Raw genomic sequence first — 17,846 nt, forward strand, 5'->3', positions numbered from 1 at the left:
CCTCTTGGTCGGCAGAGCGAAAAACTCTGGCGCCATATTACATTGGCGCGGTCTATACATGTCACTTACGTCGGCGCAACAGTGACCTGACCCGCCATCGAAACGCAAGAGGCCTTGCATCACGTAGGCAGGGGGTGGCGCATGAAAATGCAGCATTTCCCTTAGAAAGCGGGCTGTAACGCGGTGTCGCAATTGACCGACCTTGACCTGCACGTTACGTGACCGTGCAGGTTTTGACACGTGACTTTCAGGAAAGAGCCCGACATGAGCGAACACGCGCGCGAAGCGATGGAATATGATGTTGTGATCGTCGGCGCAGGCCCGGCGGGTCTGTCTGCCGCAATCCGGTTGAAACAATTGGATGCAGAACTGAACGTCGTCGTCCTGGAAAAGGGCTCTGAGGTGGGCGCGCATATCCTGTCGGGTGCGGTTCTTGATCCTTGCGGTCTTGATGCGTTGATCCCGGATTGGAAGGACAAGGGCGCGCCGCTGAACGTGCCGGTCAAGGATGACAATTTCTACATGCTGGGTGAAGCCGGGCAAATCCGCATCCCGAACTGGCCGATGCCGCCGCTCATGAACAACCACGGCAATTACATCGTGTCGATGGGCAATGTCTGCCGCTGGATGGCCGAGCAGGCCGAGGAACTGGGTGTCGAGATTTTCCCGGGTATGGCTTGTTCCGAGATCGTCTACGGCGACAATGGCGAGGTCAAAGGTGTGGTTGCCGGTGAATTCGGCAAGAACGCCGATGGCACACCGGGGCCGGGCTATGAGCCGGGGATGGAACTGCACGGCAAATACGTATTCCTGAGTGAAGGCGTGCGCGGCAGCCTCGCCAAAGAAGTGATCGCCAAATACGACCTGTCCAAAGGCAAAGAACCGCAGAAATTCGGCCTTGGCATGAAGGAAATCTGGGAGATCGACCCAGACAAGCACCGCGAAGGTTCTGTCACTCATACAATGGGCTGGCCGCTTGGATCGAACGCAGGTGGCGGGTCGTTCATCTATCACCTCGACAACAATCAGGTCTATGTCGGCTTCGTGGTGCACCTGAATTACGAGAACCCGCACCTTTATCCCTACATGGAATTCCAGCGCTTCAAGCACCACCCGATGGTGGCCGAGCTTCTCAAAGGCGGCAAGCGCGTGGCTTATGGCGCGCGCGCCATCTCGGAAGGCGGTTACCAGTCGATGCCCAAGATGGTGGCACCGGGTGTCGCGCTGCTGGGCTGTTCCGTGGGCATGGTCAACGTGCCGCGAATTAAGGGCAACCACAACGCGATGCTGTCGGGCAAGGCAGCGGCTGAAGCCGCCTATGCGGCCATTCAGGATGGCCGCGCCTCGGACGAGCTGAGCGACTACGAAACCGAAGTCCGCGATGGCGCAATCGGCACCGATCTGCAGAAGGTGCGCAACGTCAAACCGCTGTGGTCCAAGCGCGGGCTACTGGCATCGCTCACCGTGGGCGGCTTCGACATGTGGACCAACACGCTGGGCTTTTCGCTGCTGGGTACGCTGGGTCACGGCAAAACCGACGCCGAAGCGACGGGTGAGGCGAAGAACTTCAAGCCGATCGACTACCCCAAGCCGGATGGCAAACTGTCCTTCGACCGCCTCACCAACGTGTCTTTCGCGGCGACAAACCACGAGGAAAGCCAGCCTGCGCACCTCAAGCTCAAGGATGCGTCGATTCCCGTGTCAGTGAACTTGCCGAAATATGGCGGTCCGTCCGCGCGCTACTGTCCGGCGGGTGTCTATGAATTCGTCAAAGACGAAAAAGGGGATGACAAGTTCGTGATCAATTTCCAGAACTGCGTCCACTGTAAAACCTGCGATATCAAGGACCCAAGTCAGAATATCAACTGGACAGTGCCGCAGGGTGGGGACGGTCCGAACTACCCGAATATGTAAGTCACGAAGGCCGGGCCAACGCCCGGCCTTTTGCGTTGGTTGCGTGTGTCCGACCGTCGCGCTACGCTTCGCGAAATTCGCCTTTTTCAAGGAGAAAGACATGGCGCAATCGAGCATGAAACGGCTTCTGGGGTCAGCAGCGCTGGCGCTTTGCCTGATGGCCCCCGGCGGTGCGTTCGCCAACAGTCTGGCGGGGGATTACCTTGCGGGGCGGCAGGCCAGCTTTGATGGCGACATTCAGGCGGCTGCGTCCTATTATGGGCAAGCTGTGATGTTCGACCCGGAGAACCCGGTGATCCTTGAGCGCGCTGCGCTGGCCGAGATTTCGCTGGGCGATGTCGACCGCGCTGCAGCCCTTGCGACCAAGCTGGTCAATGACGGCCATCGCAGCCAAGTGGCGCATATGGCGATTGTCGCGCAACTTGGGGCGACCGAGGATTACGACGCTCTGATGGCCCGAGTGAATGATGATCGGGGTGTCGGACCGTTGGTCGATGGGTTGCTGTTGGCATGGTCTCAGCTTGGGACGGGCGATATGTCGGCAGCGCTTGTGCAGTTCGACGAGCTTTCCAACCAGCAAGGTTTGCGTAATTTTGCGATGTATCACAAAGCCTTGGCTTTGGCGTCGGTTGGCGACTTCGAAAGCTCTGCGGCGATCCTCGAAGATGCGGGGACTGGTGGAATGCAGCTGACCCGGCGCGGCGTGATGGCGCATGTCGAAGTGCTCAGCCAACTTGACCGCAACGAAGATGCGCTGACATTGATCGAAACCGCCTTTGGTGCCGAGCTAGACCCGGGCCTCAGCCTGATGCGCGATGCGCTGCAAGCGGGTGAGGCAATTCCGTTTACCCACATTCAAGGCCCGCGTGATGGCTTGGCCGAGGTGTTCTACACGCTGGCCGCAGCACTTGCGAACGAGGCGAATGATGAATTCACCCTGCTTTACACGCGGGTTGCCGAGTATCTGCGCCCCGATCACATCGACGCCATTCTGCTGACCGCCAGCCTGCTGGATGACATGGGCCAGTCAGAGCTTGCCGTGAAAGCTTATGCCGAGGTGCCCCAAGACCACCCTGCCTATCATGCTGCCGAATTGGGCCGTGCCGCCGCACTGCGCGACAGCGATAAAGTGGATGCGGCGATCGAAGTGCTGCAACGGTTGGCAAAGACTCACGGCGATCAGCCCATCGTGCATTCGACATTGGGCGACACGATGCGCCAACTCGAACGCTACGAAGAAGCGATTGAGGCCTATACGCAGGCACTGGATCTGTTTGAGGTGGAAACCCAAAGCCAGTGGTTCCTACATTACGCTCGTGCCATCTGTCATGAACGCCTGGACCGCTGGGACGAGGCCGAGGCTGATTTCCGCGCAGCTTTGGAGCTGAACCCGGAACAGCCGCAGGTGTTGAACTACCTTGGTTATTCGCTGGTTGAGAAACAGATCAAGTTGGACGAAGCGCTCGACATGATCGAGCGCGCGGCTGCAGCGCGCCCTGACAGTGGCTATATCATCGACAGCCTCGGGTGGGTGCTCTACCGCCTTGGCCGTTATGAAGAAGCAGTTGGTCATATGGAGCGTGCCGCCGAACTGATGCCGGTTGATCCTATCGTCAACGACCATCTGGGCGATGTGTACTGGGCTGTAGGCCGCAAGACCGAAGCGCGGTTCCAATGGCGTCGGGCGTTGTCGTTTGTCGTCTATGGCAGCACTGCCGAAGAGGTGGACGCCGAGCGCATCCGCGCCAAGCTGGATGTCGGGCTGGATCAGGTGCTGGCCGAGGAAGGCGCGCCGCCTTTGCAGGTGGCGAATGACGACGGTTAACGTCTTTGCGCCTTCCAAGATCAATCTGACACTGCATGTGACCGGCCAACGCGACGACGGGTATCATCTGCTCGACTCGCTGGTCACATTTGCGTCGGCGGGGGATCGGCTTGAGATCGTGCCAGGCAATGCCCTTTCGCTGACCGTTGAGGGCCCAGAGGCGGCCGGGGTTCCAGCCGATATGAACAACCTCGCCCTGCGTGCTGCGGCTATGTTTCAGCAGGACGGTGCGGCGTTGCGGTTGGAAAAGTTCCTGCCGCCTGCATCTGGGATCGGTGGCGGATCGGCGGATGCTGCGGCGGCATGGCGCGGGATGGTCTGTCTTGACGAAGCCCGCAAGGGCGCCTTGGCATCAGCGCCACTTGATATCCTCGAGCAGCATCTGGACGAACTGGCCAGCCTTGGGGCTGATGTGCCGATGTGTCTTGCTTGCAAGCCCATGCGCGCAAGGGGCATCGGCGATCAGCTTGATGTCGTGCCGCTGCCGACACTCTATGCGGTGCTGGTCAATCCAAGACTTCCCGTCTCGACGCCGTCTGTATTCACGGCGTTGACGTCCAAGACCAATCCACCGATGCCCGATGAAATCCCCGCGTTCGCGGACGCGGCTGCGCTGATCGACTGGCTTGGCGAAATGCGCAACGATCTGGAACCGCCCGCTGTGGCGGTTCAACCTGCCATAGCGGACGTGCTCGGGGTATTGGCGGCGCAGGACGGATGTGGTCTGGCGCGGATGTCAGGCTCCGGTGCGACCTGTTTCGGGCTATTTGAAACCGAAGCCAAGGCGAAAGAGGCTACTGGCGCGCTCTATCACGCCCATCCGGAGTGGTGGGTTGTCGGCTGTGTCCTGGGCGACCAGTTCAACGCAGCCCTGCCCAAGGTCAGTTGACCCGCGCTACGACATAATCGGCCAGATCGGCCAGCATGTCGCGGATCGGGTGCGCGGGCAGCGTGGCCAATGCGGCGCGTGCCTTGGCGATCCAGTCGTTCGCTTCCGACCGTGTCGCCTCAAGCGTGCCGTGCTTGTTCAATAGAGCTATCGCGTGTTCAAGATCGCCGTCTTCCTGACGGCCTTTCTCGATGGTGCGCTTCCAGAATTCGCGCTCTTCGTCGTCGCCAAGGGCAACAGCTTTGATCACAGGCAGCGTCAGCTTGCGCTCGCGGAAATCATCGCCCACGTTCTTACCGGTCGCGTCTGATCCCCAGTAGTCCAGAAGGTCATCGACAATCTGGAATGCGATCCCCAAAGCGTCACCGTAGTCGAACAGCGCTTTGATCTGCGCCTCGTCCATGTCGGCGATTACGCCGCCCACTTCGGTCGCCGCTGAAAACAGCGCAGCCGTCTTGCCGCGTACCACTTGCAGGTAAATCTCTTCCGACGTGCGCAAATCCTGCGCTGCAGTCATCTGCAACACCTCGCCCTCGGCAATTGTCGCCGCCGCGTCGGACAGGATGCGCAACACGCGGATGTTGTCGGTTTCTGTCATCAACTGGAACGACCGTGCAAAAAGATAATCGCCAACCAGAACGCTCGACTTGTTGTCCCAGAGCAGGTTCGCGGTGGGCCGCCCGCGCCGCTTTTCGCTCTCGTCCACCACGTCGTCGTGCAGCAGCGTCGCGGTGTGAATGAATTCCACCGTCGCGGCCAGCTTGACGTGGTTGTCACCCTCGTAACCACACATCCGCGCCGCCGCCAGCGTCAGCATCGGACGCAACCGCTTGCCGCCCGCCTCGACCAGATGTGCGGTCACTTCGGGAATGCGTGGAGCGTGTTTCGACGCCATCCGCGTGCGGATCAGCGTGTTCACCTCGGCCATGTCTTCGGCCAAGGCGTCTGCCAGCCGATCATGCGGTTTTTGACTTTGTTTATCCAACATCATCACCATTCCTTCAGGAAGGCTCGACAAAGCGGGCCGGGTGTTCCTACATCATGGTCATGGAAGAGCTTTTGCGCACCAATGACATCACACTGATACCGCTCGCCCGAGCCGTGCTTGAGGACGAGGGTATAGACAGCTTTGAATTGGACGTAAACATGAGCATCCTCGAAGGGTCTATCGGTATTTTGCCACGCCGCCTCATGGTTCGAAGCGACGAGCTTGACGATGCAAGACGTGTCTTGCGCGAATACGGTGTCAAGTTTGAGGACTGACCCCTTTGCGGGGGGCGAACTGACACGCGACGATTTTCTGGGTGGTGCGGTGCGCATATGGCAGCCAAAGGACGGGTATCGCGCGGGTGTCGATCCCGTTTTGCTGGCTGCGTCCATCCCGGCGCAGGCGGGTGAAACCGTGCTTGAATTAGGCTGTGGCGGGGGCGCTGCATTGGCCTGTCTGGCCACGCGGGTTCCCGGCATCACCTGCACGGGTGTTGAAGTGCAGCCCGCCTATGCCGCACTTGCGCAGCGCAATCTGGATGACAATGGATTGGCAGGGGCTGTTCTCTGTGCGGATCTTTCCAACCTGCCAGCGGACGTGAAATCCCAGCGTTTTGATCACGTGATCGCCAACCCGCCCTATTTCGAGGATTTTCGCGCGGTCGCCGCGCGGTCGCAGGAACGGGCGGTGTCCCGGTCGGGCGCGCTGCCGCTTGAGAAATGGGTAAGCGTTGCGTCCAAGCGTCTCAAACCCGGAGGTGCGGCCACATTCATCCAGCGGGCCGACCGTTTGCCTGAACTGATGAGCGCATTCTTCGCCTGCTTGGGTGCGCTTGAGCTTTGGCCGATTCATCCGCGCAGCACACGGCCCGCCCGGCTTGTGTTGTTGCGTGGCCGAAAAGAGCGGAGGGCGGCGTTTGTGTCGCACCCGCCGCTTGTGCTGCACCGCGGCGAAAGCCACGAGAAAGATGCTGATTCGTATACCGAAAACGTATCGAAAGTATTGCGATCCGCCTGTGCTTTGCCGTTTCCGGTTCAAAACCGCCATTTGGCACGTCGCGGTAAGCCATAATTCACCAACCATGCGAGTGCAGCGTGACAGAATTGTAAAACTGTGATCGACTGAAGATCCAATCAGTCACAGGAGGACTTCATGAGCTTGACTTCACATCTTCAGGAACTGAAGCGGAAGCACCAAACCCTGTCTGAAGAGGTCGAACAGGCCCAACGCGCACCAGGAACGGATGACCTGATGATCGCGTCACTCAAGAAGCAGAAACTTCGATTAAAAGAAGAAATCGAGCGCCTCTCGTAAATGGTGATAGCCCGGGTCTCCCCCCGGGCTTTTTCATTTCTGGAAATCCTGAAGCGCCTGCACCTCGGATTGCACCAGTTCGTGCCCGCCGGGATGCCAATGCTCGGTTACGTCGGCACTTTGCACGCGCAGATAGTCGGTCAGGGACCGGGTCAACGGCGCGGGACAGATTGGATCGCGCTCACCGGCTGTGATCAGCCAACGGGTGTCGGCTAATCCGGGCTGCGGGTCTGGGGTCCAAGGGATCAGCGGGTGCATTGCAATCACGTCCGTAAACAGGTCCGGATCGTTGAACGCCACCGCTGCAGCAATGTTCGCACCGTTGGAATAGCCAAGTGCGATCACGCGTGAGGCATCTGTCTCCGTTTTCTTTGCCCGAATGAATGCGGCCATTGCCGCACGCCGCTTTGCCAGATCGTCCATATCATAGACGCCTTCACTGGTGCGCCGAAAATATCGGTTCATCCCGTGTTCCGACACATCACCGCGCGGCGACACGACGTGCGCCCCCGGCCAAAGCTGTTCTGCCAACTCGTGGAACTGGTTTTCGTCCCCTCCGGTGCCATGGAAGGTGAACACCAAAGGCGCGCCTTGCGTGCCTTTGGTTTCGCGGATCACGTAGTCAGTCAACGATCGGCTCCAGGTACTTTTCTTCAAGGACTTCGCGCAGGTGTTCGTGCTGCGACGGCAGCTTGAGCGCTTCACCCAGATGTGCCGTGTCTTCGTCGCGGTCAAAACCCGGCTCGTTGGTTGCCACTTCGAATAGAACCCCGCCCGGCGTGCGGAAATAGATCGCGTAGAAATAATCGCGGTCGATCACTGGCGTCACCTGATAGCCCGTGTCCATCAGCGCCTTGCGCACCTCAAGCTGCTTTTCCCGATTGTCGACGGAAAACGCGATATGGTGGACCGACCCGGCCCCCTGATCCGCGCCGGGCGCGTTGACCTGTGTGATGTCGATCACGTTCGCCTCATTGCCGCCGGGGACGTGAAAGCGGGTCACGCTGTCCTGTCGGTCCAATTCCTCGTATCCCATGTATTTCAACAATTCGGCACTGGCTGCCGCATCGCGCAGGCGCATATCGGCACTGTGGAACCCACGGATGGCCGCGTCTGCCGGCACACCATTGTTGGTCCACGGGTCATGGGCATCGTCATCTGTTTCCACCAGAACGAACCCATCGCCATCCGGCCCATCAAAGCGCAGGCGGGTTTCGCCGAAAGTTGTCTCTGTCTGCATGTTCTTTACATCAAATGTCGCCAGACGTTCTTGCCAATAGGGCAGGCTGCCTTTGGGGACGGCAAAGCCGGTGATCCCCACCTCACCCGTACCGGGCCGACCGCGCCGCGCGTTCGGGAACGGGAAATAGGTCATCACGGTGCCGGGTGTCCCGGCCTCGTCACCGTAGTACAGATGATAAACTTCGGGCGCGTCAAAGTTTACGGTCTTTTTGATACGCCGCAGTCCCAGCGTTTTTGTAAAGAAGTCATTGTTCGATTGCGCCCCGCTTGCGATCGAGGTCACGTGGTGCAGTCCATTGATCTGGTTGATCATGTCGGGTCTCCCAAAAATCCAGCTTGTCTGTTGGGTTACTACCTAGCTGTAATTTTACGCACATAAATACCGGTTTGCGCGCCAAATTTGTGCGTTTTCGCACTTACACGCGGCGTGACGCCAATGCGGCAATGCCCGCACCTACGGTAATCAGCACGGCTGCGGCCACGAGTTGCCACGATGCCTGCGCAAATCCCGCAACGATCAGAACCACGGTCGACAACAGTGGCGCGGCGTAACTTGCCACCCCCAAGAGCTGGATGTCCCCGCGCTTCACCCCGATGTCCCAAACGTAAAACGCAAGCCCCACGGGACCAAGCCCAAGTGCCACCACCGAAACCCAGCCGAACCCGCTGTTTGGCCAGACCGTCGTTTCGAAAGCCAAATGCGCAGGTACGGACAAGAGCGCTGTGAACACGCAAAACACCGCCACCGCTTCGGTCGGGGTTGTGCCAAGGCGACGTGACAGAACGGAATAGCTGCTCCATGTCAGAGCGCAGAACCCTGCAAGGATCAGACCGGGAGTCGCGGATGCCTCAAAGCTGAACCCATTGCGCAACACGATCAGCGCGGCCCCAGAAAATGACACGAGAGCCCCAAGGATATGCCCGGCCCTTAATCGTTCTCCCGGTAAAAGCCCGGAAAACAGAACGATGAACAAGGGCCAGAGATACGCGATCAGCCCGGCCTCGGCAGGTGGGGCGAGGCGCAGAGCGGAATAATACAGCGCATGGTAGCCGAACAAGCCCGCGGTTCCAAACGCGTAGACTGTCCAGGGGATCGACTGCAGCACCGTCACCCGGCCTCGCACCAGCAGCCAGACCATTCCCACCGCCCCCCCGATCGCAAAGGTCAGTGCATTCAGCAGAAACGGCGGCACAGGGGCTGATCCCGCAGTGAACAGTGCCAAAAGCGCCCAAAGAAGGACGGCAATAAATCCGATACTGGTGGCGGTGGCACGGGTCATGTCCTCCGCTAATCCGAGTGGTGGAAAAAGAAAAGGCCCGCACGATAGGCGGGCCTTTCGGGAAAACTGAAAGCGTGGCTCAGACGAAGAACTGCGCACCGTTGGCCGAGATGGTCGAGCCGTTGATGAAGCCCGAGTTTTCGGACGCAAGGAACACCACGCAGCGTGCAATTTCGTCAGGCTCGCCCAGGCGACCTGCTGGGATGCCGGCGACGATCTTCTGGCGCACCTCTTTGGGGATCGCCATGACCATTTCGGTGGCAATATAGCCGGGGCAGATCGCGTTGGCGGTGATGCCTGCGCGCGCGCCTTCCTGCGCCAGCGACTTGACGATGCCCAGATCGCCCGCTTTGGTCGCGGCATAGTTCACCTGGCCGAACTGGCCTTTCTGACCGTTGATCGAGGAAATGACGATCACGCGGCCGAACTTGCGCTCGCGCATACCGGGCCAGACGGGGTGAACGGTGTTGAACACGCCGGTCAGGTTGGTGTCGATGACCTCTTTCCAGGCTTCGGGGGTCATCTTGTGGAACGGCGCGTCGCGAGTGATGCCCGCGTTTGCGACAACCACGTCGATCGGGCCAAGATCGGCTTCGACCTGAGCGATACCCGCCTTGGACGCGTCGTAATCTGCCACGTTCCACTTGTAGGTCTTGATGCCGGTCGCTTCGGTGAAGGCAGCGGCCTTCTCATCGTTGCCAGCATAAGTTGCAGCCACTTCATAGCCTTCGGCTTTGAGCGCTTTGGAAATGGCTTCGCCGATGCCGCGGCTGCCGCCGGTGACGAGTGCTACACGTGCCATGGTTGTCTCCTCTTGGGTGTTCTGGCTTGGTAAGGTTGTTATACTTGCGGTAAGAAATGCGCAACATTATTGCGCAAAGAATTCTCAATGCGAAAAGAAGCTACGAAAAAGGGGCGCACACGGCGCCCCTGTTCGTCGCCTCGGATAAGATGGATCAGGGGCGTTCGACGCAGAGGGCCACGCCCATACCGCCACCGATGCACAGGGTCGCAAGACCCTTCTTGGCATCGCGGCGCTGCATTTCGAACAGCAACGTGTTGAGAACGCGTGCGCCCGACGCGCCGATCGGGTGACCGATAGCGATAGCGCCGCCATTCACGTTTACGATTGCCGGATCCCAGCCCATGTCCTTGTTCACGGCGCAGGCCTGTGCGGCGAAGGCTTCGTTTGCTTCAACAAGGTCCAGATCGCCAACCGACCAGCCCGCCTTGTCCAGCGCCTTGCGCGATGCGTAGATCGGGCCAACGCCCATGATCGACGGGTCAAGACCTGCGGTCGCGTAAGACGCAATGCGGGCCATCGGCGTGATGCCGCGCTTCTGAGCGTTTTCTTCGCTCATCAACAAAACGCCAGCCGCGCCGTCATTCAGGCCAGAGGCATTTGCGGCTGTGACCGAACCGTCCTTGGTGAAGGCCGGACGCAGTTTCTGCATCGCTTCCATTGTTGCGCCGTGACGGATGTATTCATCCTTGTCGACCACGATGTCGCCTTTGCGGGTCTTGATGGTGTAAGCGATCACCTCGTCGTCGAACTTGCCCGCTTTCTGGGCTGCTTCTGCTTTGTTTTGCGAAGCAACAGCGAATTCGTCCTGTTGTTCGCGGCTGATTTGCCACTTTTCAGCGACGTTTTCAGCGGTCTGGCCCATGTGGTAGCCATTGAATGCATCCCAAAGGCCGTCGCGGATCATGGTGTCGATATATTTCATATCGCCCATCTTGTGACCCTGACGCAGGTTTGCGGCATGGGGCGACATCGACATGTTTTCCTGACCACCGGCGCAGACAATATCAGCATCGCCCAGCATGATGTGCTGTGCACCCAATGCAACGGCGCGCAGGCCTGAACCACAGACCTGGTTGAGGCTCCAGGCAGAACTTTCCTGCGGCAGACCGGCATTGATATGCGCCTGACGCGCCGGGTTCTGGCCCTGCGCCGCGGTCAAGACCTGACCGAGGATCGTCTCTGAAACGGCCTCTTTCTCGATCCCGGCCCGCTCGATCAGCGCGTTTAGAACGGCAGCGCCCAGATCATGTGCGGGTGTGTTTGCGAAAGAACCGCCGAACGAGCCAACGGCTGTCCGAGCGGCGGATGCGATAACGACGTTGGTCATGTGTCCCTCCACCAAAGTCATGGTCCAAGAGTGATTCCGCAGGGATTATCGCGCAAGTGCGCCGGCGGCCCTAGACCCATTCTCGCGCCCTCCTAAAGCAATGGTAGACATTCGCATACCGGACAGGGTGTCTCAGGTGATTTGTGCATGGCGGAGTTGACCTAAGGTCATGGCGTGCGATCGCATTGGGCAAATTGGGTCAATGCACCACCTTACTTGTTCTGATGGGGTGCCATGGTGGTTCGACCGTGGGCGCACCAAAATAGTACCCTTGAAGGAAGTCGACGCCCAATTGGCCCAACATGTGCGCGTCAGGCGCGGATTCGACGAATTCGGCGACGGTGAACATGTCGAACTGCTGCGCAATGGCGATGATTGCACGAGTCAGAACTTGGTTGTCCGTGTCCGTCGCGATGCCCCGAATGAACTGCCCGTCGATTTTGAGTATGTCGAACTGAAATTCCTTCAAATATCGGAGCGCGGTATAGCCTGCACCGAAATCATCGAGCGCAAAGCTGATGCCCAGCTTTTGCAAATCGCGCATCGCTTGCACCACAAGTTCAGGCACCAGCATCGCTGACGCCTCGGTAATCTCTAGGATCAGGCGTTCCGCTACAGTTGCGTCGCGCGACAGACCTCGTTCCAAAACCTTGCGCCATTTTGGATAGCCGATTGATCGCGCCGAAAGATTGATTGCCAGCCGAAGCCCCGGATTCTGCGACAGGGTCCGGAGCCCGTGTTCCAGTGACAAACAATCAAGAAGACGCCCGCTTTCCCGTTCTTCGATGCTTTCAATGAATTGTCCGGCAGGGATTATGCGCCCGGTGGGATCGGTGACACGGATCAAACCTTCGTAAAAGGCGACATGCCCTTGCTCTTGCGCCTGCACCACTGGTTGAAAGGCAAGGCGCACTTCGCGGTGGCGCACCGCCTCTTCGACAATGTGCAGGATGTTCTGGTCGCGTTGTTGCGCTGCCGTATCAAGCGGCGATGGTCCAAGTGTTCTGCGTATGGCCCGATGCGGCATGGCATCCTCCTTATGTTCTCTCGCCAGAGTTTCCATGAAAGGCCTTAAACAAGGCTTAAAGCGTGTGAGGCATTCGTCTGTTGACTCTGTCATGGGCCGCCGTATAAGCGCGGCTTCATTGGTGTTGGTGGCCCCCGCAAGGGGTAGCCTGTCATGGGTTCAAAGCCCAAGAGGACAACGCCCTTCATAGTCGCCCTTGCGGGCGTCGTTCTTAGAAGGAGATCAGCCGTGACAAAACGCACGTCTGCCAAGTACAAAATTGACCGCCGGATGGGCGAAAACATCTGGGGTCGTCCGAAATCCCCCGTCAACCGTCGTGAATACGGCCCCGGTCAGCACGGTCAGCGCCGTAAGGGCAAGATGTCTGACTTCGGTCTGCAGCTTCGTGCCAAGCAGAAGCTCAAGGGCTATTACGGCGATCTGACGGAAAAGCAGTTCCGCCGCATCTTCGCCGAAGCAGAGCGTCTGCGCGGTGACACCGGCGAACAGCTGATTGGCCTGCTCGAGCGTCGTCTGGACGCGGTTGTTTACCGCGCCAAGTTTGTTGCGACGATCTTTGCTGCTCGCCAGTTCGTCAACCACGGTCACGTCACCGTCAACGGCCAGCGCGTGAACATTCCGTCCTACCGCGTGAAGGAAGGCGATGTGATCGAGGTCCGCGACAAGTCCAAGCAGATTGCAGTCGTTCTCGAAGCTACTCAGTTGCCTGAGCGTGATGTGCCCGACTACATCGAGGCGGACCACTCCAAGATGAAGGCGACCTTCGTCCGCACCCCGGGTCTCAGCGACGTGCCGTACCCGGTGATGATGGAACCGAACCTCGTCATCGAATACTACGCACAGAACTGATCCGGGCAGGCGTACGGTCTAACCGTACGCCTCGACCGTCGGTCCGTACGTTTCAAAGCCGTCCCTTGGGGCGGCTTTTTTCATTGCCCGGCTGACCGCTTCTTCCAGAAAAAGAAAAAGGCCGCACAATCTGTGCAGCCTTTTTTCCCATCAGGTCTTTTGGTCGATCTGATTACAGCCAGTAAAGATCCCGGAAGACGTGCCGCACGATGTCGTCGCGGCGGATGCCTTTGGCGGCAAGCGCCTCGTCGGACAGCGCCTGAAGGCGCTCGACTTCACGGATGCGGGAATTTGCTTCCACGACCTGGCTCATACCGCGAGTCAGGCCATCAAGAAGGCTGGAGAAGAACCCCGGCTTCTGGCCGTGGTAGGACTGTGTCAGTGCCATGATATGCCTCTGCATTGCTCAAAGATTACTCACTCTCATCTAAGTCGTTGAAATCGTGCTGAGTACCTCTGCTTTGGAATACCCGCCACGCTCTGAATGCATAACGCCGCAGTGCAGCATCTGGGAAAAAGCATGGCAGTGAAAATTTTACCAGTTGATAAAATTTTTGACCCGTGAGAGCGTTCTTCAACTGTTCAAGCTGACTTCGGAGAATGAAGATGGACGCCAGAGCATTGAAAGAAGGGATCGTTCCCGGACGTTTGGACGCAGACGCGTTGAACGCAGGTTTCGTCGATCTTCATGCCCCGCTGACAGATCACGAGGCGTTGGTTGCAGCGGATCGCTGCTACTTCTGCCATGACGCACCCTGCATCACCGCCTGCCCCACAGATATCGATATCCCGCTTTTTATCCGCCAAATCGCGACAGGCACACCAGAAGCAGCGGCGAAGACGATTCTGACGCAAAACATCATGGGCGGCATGTGCGCCCGCGTCTGCCCCACCGAAACTCTGTGCGAAGAAGCCTGCGTGCGCGAAGCCGCCGAAGGCGAGCCGGTGCAGATCGGTCGGTTGCAGCGCTACGCGACTGACACATTGATGGCACAAGGCGTGCATCCTTTCTCCCGGGCGGCCTCGACCGGCAAGCATATTGCCGTTGTTGGGGCCGGTCCGGCAGGGCTGGCCTGCTCGCACCGTCTGGCGATGCATGGGCACGATGTTGTGGTCTTTGATGCACGGTCCAAGGCCGGCGGCCTGAACGAATACGGCATCGCCGCCTACAAAAGCACCGAGGATTTTGCAGCGCGCGAAGTCGACTGGCTCTTGCAGATCGGAGGGATCGAAATTCGGAACAACATGGCGTTGGGCCGGGATGTGACCTTGTCCGCGCTGCAAGGTGAATACGACGCCGTGTTCCTCGGGATGGGGTTGGGCGGTGTCAATGCTTTGACAGCTCCGGGTGCCGAAAAGGAGGGCGTTCTGGATGCGGTCGGGTTCATCGCTGATCTGCGGCAGGCCACTGATCTAAGCGCCCTTCCAGTTGGACGCGATGTTGTTGTGATCGGCGGTGGGATGACAGCTGTCGATGCCGCAGTGCAATCCAAACTGCTGGGTGCGCTGAACGTGACCATCGTCTATCGGCGGGGCCGCGACCGGATGAACGCCTCGGTCTGGGAACAGGATTTGGCCGCTGCCAAAGGTGTGCGGATCATCACGAACGCCTCACCTGTCGCTGTTCACGGCAATGGCGCTGTGCGCGAGATCGAATTCGAGTTTACCGACGACGAGCTTGCGCCCACCGGTCAGACCTTCCGCCTTGCCGCCGATCAAGTGTTCAAGGCCATCGGTCAGACACTGAGCGGTGAGGACCTGCCCAATCTCGACGGTCGCAAGATTGCTGTCTCCGGGCCGGGCCGCACCTCGGTGCAAGGCGTCTGGGCGGGCGGGGATTGCGCCGCCGGTGGCGAAGACCTGACCGTAACAGCGGTCGCCGAAGGGCGAGATGCCGCCGAAGACATCCACGTCGCGCTGATGCGCGCCTGATCCGGGAGGATTGAGAATGGCTGACCTGACAACAAATTTCGTGGGCATCAAGAGCCCAAACCCGTTCTGGCTCGCCTCTGCACCACCAACGGACAAGGAATACAATGTCCGTCGTGCTTTTGAGGCGGGATGGGGCGGTGTCGTCTGGAAGACCTTGGGTGAGGCTGGTCCGCCCGTCGTTAACGTTAACGGTCCACGCTATGGCGCGATCTGGGGCGCAGATCGGCGTTTGCTTGGGCTGAACAACATCGAACTGATCACCGACAGGCCGTTGGAGGTGAACCTGCGCGAGATCAAGGCGGTCAAACGTGACTACCCCGACCGCGCTATGGTCGTGTCATTGATGGTGCCCTGTGAGGAGGACGCCTGGAAGGCAATCCTGCCATTGGTTGAAGAAACAGGGGCCGATGGGGTCGAGCTCAACTTTGGTTGCCCGCACGGTATGTCCGAGAGGGGTATGGGCAGTGCCGTGGGGCAGGTGCCCGAGTACATTGAAATGGTCACGCGCTGGGTAAAGCAGAACACCCGCATGCCCTGCATCGTCAAGCTGACGCCGAACATCACCGACATTCGCAAGCCCGCAATGGCAGCGCATGCAGGTGGCGCCGATGCGGTGAGCCTGATCAACACGATCAACTCCATCACCTCGGTCGATCTGGATCTTTTTGCGCCGGAGCCTACGATTGATGGCAAAGGTGCGCATGGCGGGTATTGTGGGCCTGCGGTGAAGCCGATCGCGCTGAACATGGTGGCCGAAATTGCGCGAACGCCCGAGATGCGCGGCCTGCCGATTTCCGGAATTGGTGGCGTGACCACGTGGAAGGATGCCGCCGAGTTCATGGCATTGGGTGCAGGTAACGTTCAGGTTTGCACCGCCGCGATGACCTATGGGTTCAAGATCGTGCAGGAGATGATCTCGGGCCTGTCACAGTACCTCGACGAAAAGGGATTGGGTTCGACCGCTGATCTTGTTGGGCGCGCTGTGCCGAACATCAGCGATTGGCAAAACCTGAACTTGAATTACGTGACCAAGGCTCGGATTGATCAGGATCTGTGCATCTCGTGTGGGCGCTGTTTTGCGGCCTGCGAGGATACCTCGCACCAGGCCATCGCCATGTCCGAGGACCGAGTGTTCACGGTCAAGGATGACGAGTGTGTGGCCTGCAATCTGTGTGTGAATGTATGCCCGGTTGAGGCGTGCATCACCATGGAGCGGTTGGACGTCGGGGTCATCGACGCGCGAACCGGTCAACCGGTTGCTGCAGAACACGGTGATTGGACCAGCCATCCGAACAACCCCGCGGTGGCACAGGCGGCTGAGTAAGATTATTCGTACGAATAATCTCAACGTGCAGAAAATTCGTACGAATTTTCTGCGTGCTCAGCAGAGCTGTCGAATAGGTCGGCGATGACAAACGATTACGTAGTCATCGCCGACCTCATAGAGGCGAAAGCCGCGGGCACGCACCTCGGCGACCAGCAAAGACACGCCGATTTCTCGGTTTATGCTGTGCTTGTTGCGTCGCAGGATACCACCTTGCTTGGCAGCGCGCGTGTTGAACAATTGATCGCGCCAAGGCGCATTCAATTTCGAGGAATTGGGGAACATGAGATGCTGTGTCATGTCGCTACAGTGCAACGGCTTTGGTTAATCCAAAATGAATACCGTTAAGGCGTGAGCACTTTTCGGAACATCACTTCGACGAACTGATCTGCACCGCGCGCACGTTTATCATCTCCCGGCAACAGAACCGCGATCTGGGCTTCGAAATCAGCATAGTGTTGGGTTACGGCCCAGATAGAAAAGATCAGATGTGCGGGATGCATATCTGCGATTTTGCCATCCTTAATCCATTTCGCAATGATCCCGCACTGGCTGTCAAAGAGCGGTTTCAGTGTGCTTTCGAGATGCGGCAACATCCGCGGCGCACCTTGGACGATCTCATTGGCAAAAAGCCGGGATTCGCGCGGATAAAGGCGGCTCATCTCCATCTTGCGGCGAATGTAGCCGAGGATCTCTTCAAGCGGGTCGCCGCCCGGATCCATCGCACCAAGGGGGCTGAGCCATTCCTCCATGAGTGTGTTCAGAAGGTCGATATGGATCGCTTCTTTGCTCTCGTAGTAGTAGATGAGATTGGGTTTGTGCATCCCGCAGGCGTCGGCGATCTGATCGAGTGTCGTGCCGCGAAACCCATGTGTCGCGAAAAGGCCTAGCGCCGCGTCACGGATCCGTTGGCGGTTTTCGGTCTGGATGCGGCTTGGCTTTCGTGCGGGAGTGCTCACGGGGGGTCTCTCTCATGCATCTTTTACAGGCACGACCCCTGTGTTCGGGGCTGTGCAAACCAACTCATTCGAGAACATACCTTGACAGCTTGGGGGCGCGTTGCAATCGTAACTTTACCAAATGGTAAAAAACTTGCGTGGGCTGTTGTGCCATCACGCAAGCAAGCCAGC

General features: G+C 58.8%; 19 protein-coding genes. 10 read left to right on the forward strand and 9 right to left on the reverse strand.

From position 1 onward, the window contains the following. Positions 1-264: 264 nt before the first annotated feature. The 3 genes from ACK3EW_RS20045 to ACK3EW_RS20055 all read left to right on the forward strand — a co-directional run bounded on the left by ACK3EW_RS20045 (position 265) and on the right by ACK3EW_RS20055 (position 4,628). A complete protein-coding gene (locus tag ACK3EW_RS20045) occupies positions 265-1,914 on the forward strand; it encodes an electron transfer flavoprotein-ubiquinone oxidoreductase (protein ID WP_439119019.1) in 1,650 nt (549 codons plus the stop codon). A 100-nt stretch (positions 1,915-2,014) separates the two neighbouring features. After that, positions 2,015-3,739: a tetratricopeptide repeat protein gene (locus ACK3EW_RS20050; protein ID WP_493807550.1), complete on the forward strand. Its 1,725-nt coding sequence runs from the start codon at positions 2,015-2,017 to the stop codon at positions 3,737-3,739. After that, the gene (locus tag ACK3EW_RS20055; RefSeq protein ID WP_493807551.1) at positions 3,726-4,628 is read left to right on the forward strand and encodes a 4-(cytidine 5'-diphospho)-2-C-methyl-D-erythritol kinase; all 903 of its coding nucleotides are present in this window, start codon (positions 3,726-3,728) and stop codon (positions 4,626-4,628) included. Before ACK3EW_RS20050 ends, ACK3EW_RS20055 begins: the two co-directional genes overlap by 14 nt. On the opposite strand, the gene ACK3EW_RS20060 is transcribed toward ACK3EW_RS20055, so the two are convergent. Continuing rightward, the gene (locus tag ACK3EW_RS20060) at positions 4,621-5,619 is read right to left on the reverse strand and encodes a polyprenyl synthetase family protein (RefSeq protein WP_493807552.1); all 999 of its coding nucleotides are present in this window, start codon (positions 5,617-5,619) and stop codon (positions 4,621-4,623) included. The genes ACK3EW_RS20055 and ACK3EW_RS20060 overlap by 8 nt on opposite strands. A gap of 56 nt (positions 5,620-5,675) precedes the next feature. Between ACK3EW_RS20060 and ACK3EW_RS20065 the strand changes: the two genes are divergently transcribed. From ACK3EW_RS20065 to ACK3EW_RS20075, 3 genes are all read left to right on the forward strand, one after another. Then, the gene (locus ACK3EW_RS20065) at positions 5,676-5,891 is read left to right on the forward strand and encodes a putative signal transducing protein (protein ID WP_085630564.1); all 216 of its coding nucleotides are present in this window, start codon (positions 5,676-5,678) and stop codon (positions 5,889-5,891) included. Next, a complete protein-coding gene (locus tag ACK3EW_RS20070; protein WP_493807553.1) occupies positions 5,872-6,687 on the forward strand; it encodes a tRNA1(Val) (adenine(37)-N6)-methyltransferase in 816 nt (271 codons plus the stop codon). The genes ACK3EW_RS20065 and ACK3EW_RS20070 overlap by 20 nt, the downstream gene beginning before the upstream one ends. Before the next feature lie 81 nt (positions 6,688-6,768). Further along, on the forward strand, positions 6,769-6,930 hold the full coding sequence (locus ACK3EW_RS20075; RefSeq protein ID WP_085630368.1) for a YdcH family protein: 162 nt from the start codon (positions 6,769-6,771) through the stop codon (positions 6,928-6,930). 33 nt (positions 6,931-6,963) lie between these two features. Here ACK3EW_RS20075 and ACK3EW_RS20080 read toward each other — a convergent pair whose 3' ends face one another. From ACK3EW_RS20080 to ACK3EW_RS20105, 6 genes are all read right to left on the reverse strand, one after another. Then, positions 6,964-7,560, reverse strand: a complete 597-nt coding sequence (locus ACK3EW_RS20080) for an alpha/beta hydrolase (RefSeq protein ID WP_493807554.1) — start codon at positions 7,558-7,560, stop codon at positions 6,964-6,966. Further along, entirely contained in the window at positions 7,553-8,485 is a 933-nt protein-coding gene (locus ACK3EW_RS20085) for a VOC family protein (protein WP_493807555.1), read from the reverse strand. Before ACK3EW_RS20085 ends, ACK3EW_RS20080 begins: the two co-directional genes overlap by 8 nt. 103 nt (positions 8,486-8,588) lie before the next feature. Beyond that, a complete protein-coding gene (gene yddG / locus ACK3EW_RS20090; protein WP_493807556.1) occupies positions 8,589-9,452 on the reverse strand; it encodes an aromatic amino acid exporter YddG in 864 nt (287 codons plus the stop codon). Positions 9,453-9,531: 79 nt separating this feature from the next. Further along, positions 9,532-10,254 carry an acetoacetyl-CoA reductase gene (gene phbB / locus ACK3EW_RS20095; protein ID WP_493807557.1) on the reverse strand — a complete coding sequence of 241 codons (723 nt, stop codon included), beginning with the start codon at positions 10,252-10,254 and terminating at the stop codon, positions 9,532-9,534. A 154-nt stretch (positions 10,255-10,408) separates the two neighbouring features. Continuing rightward, positions 10,409-11,584, reverse strand: a complete 1,176-nt coding sequence (locus tag ACK3EW_RS20100; protein ID WP_493807558.1) for an acetyl-CoA C-acetyltransferase — start codon at positions 11,582-11,584, stop codon at positions 10,409-10,411. A gap of 199 nt (positions 11,585-11,783) precedes the next feature. Further along, on the reverse strand, positions 11,784-12,611 hold the full coding sequence (locus tag ACK3EW_RS20105) for an EAL domain-containing protein (protein WP_493807559.1): 828 nt from the start codon (positions 12,609-12,611) through the stop codon (positions 11,784-11,786). 228 nt (positions 12,612-12,839) lie between these two features. Here ACK3EW_RS20105 and rpsD point away from each other — a divergent pair, with 228 nt between their 5' ends. Then, positions 12,840-13,460, forward strand: coding sequence for a 30S ribosomal protein S4 (gene rpsD, locus ACK3EW_RS20110; RefSeq protein ID WP_085630382.1), 621 nt, complete (start codon positions 12,840-12,842; stop codon positions 13,458-13,460). A 172-nt stretch (positions 13,461-13,632) separates the two neighbouring features. Here the strand turns inward: rpsD and ACK3EW_RS20115 are convergent, their stop codons facing one another. After that, positions 13,633-13,848 carry a DUF1127 domain-containing protein gene (locus ACK3EW_RS20115; protein ID WP_439119030.1) on the reverse strand — a complete coding sequence of 72 codons (216 nt, stop codon included), beginning with the start codon at positions 13,846-13,848 and terminating at the stop codon, positions 13,633-13,635. A gap of 218 nt (positions 13,849-14,066) precedes the next feature. Between ACK3EW_RS20115 and ACK3EW_RS20120 the strand changes: the two genes are divergently transcribed. The 3 genes from ACK3EW_RS20120 to ACK3EW_RS20130 all read left to right on the forward strand — a co-directional run bounded on the left by ACK3EW_RS20120 (position 14,067) and on the right by ACK3EW_RS20130 (position 17,064). After that, complete coding sequence (locus ACK3EW_RS20120; protein WP_493807560.1) at positions 14,067-15,392, forward strand: NAD(P)-dependent oxidoreductase; 1,326 nt, start codon at positions 14,067-14,069, stop codon at positions 15,390-15,392. A 16-nt stretch (positions 15,393-15,408) separates the two neighbouring features. Continuing rightward, positions 15,409-16,716, forward strand: a complete 1,308-nt coding sequence (gene preA / locus ACK3EW_RS20125; RefSeq protein WP_493807561.1) for an NAD-dependent dihydropyrimidine dehydrogenase subunit PreA — start codon at positions 15,409-15,411, stop codon at positions 16,714-16,716. An 84-nt stretch (positions 16,717-16,800) separates the two neighbouring features. Further along, positions 16,801-17,064 carry a hypothetical protein gene (locus tag ACK3EW_RS20130; protein ID WP_493807562.1) on the forward strand — a complete coding sequence of 88 codons (264 nt, stop codon included), beginning with the start codon at positions 16,801-16,803 and terminating at the stop codon, positions 17,062-17,064. Here ACK3EW_RS20130 and ACK3EW_RS20135 read toward each other — a convergent pair. Next, positions 17,061-17,675 carry a TetR family transcriptional regulator C-terminal domain-containing protein gene (locus ACK3EW_RS20135; protein ID WP_493807563.1) on the reverse strand — a complete coding sequence of 205 codons (615 nt, stop codon included), beginning with the start codon at positions 17,673-17,675 and terminating at the stop codon, positions 17,061-17,063. The genes ACK3EW_RS20130 and ACK3EW_RS20135 overlap by 4 nt on opposite strands. Positions 17,676-17,846: the final 171 nt, after the last annotated feature.

It is taken from the genome of Marivita sp. NO-S04, from assembly GCF_059070475.1.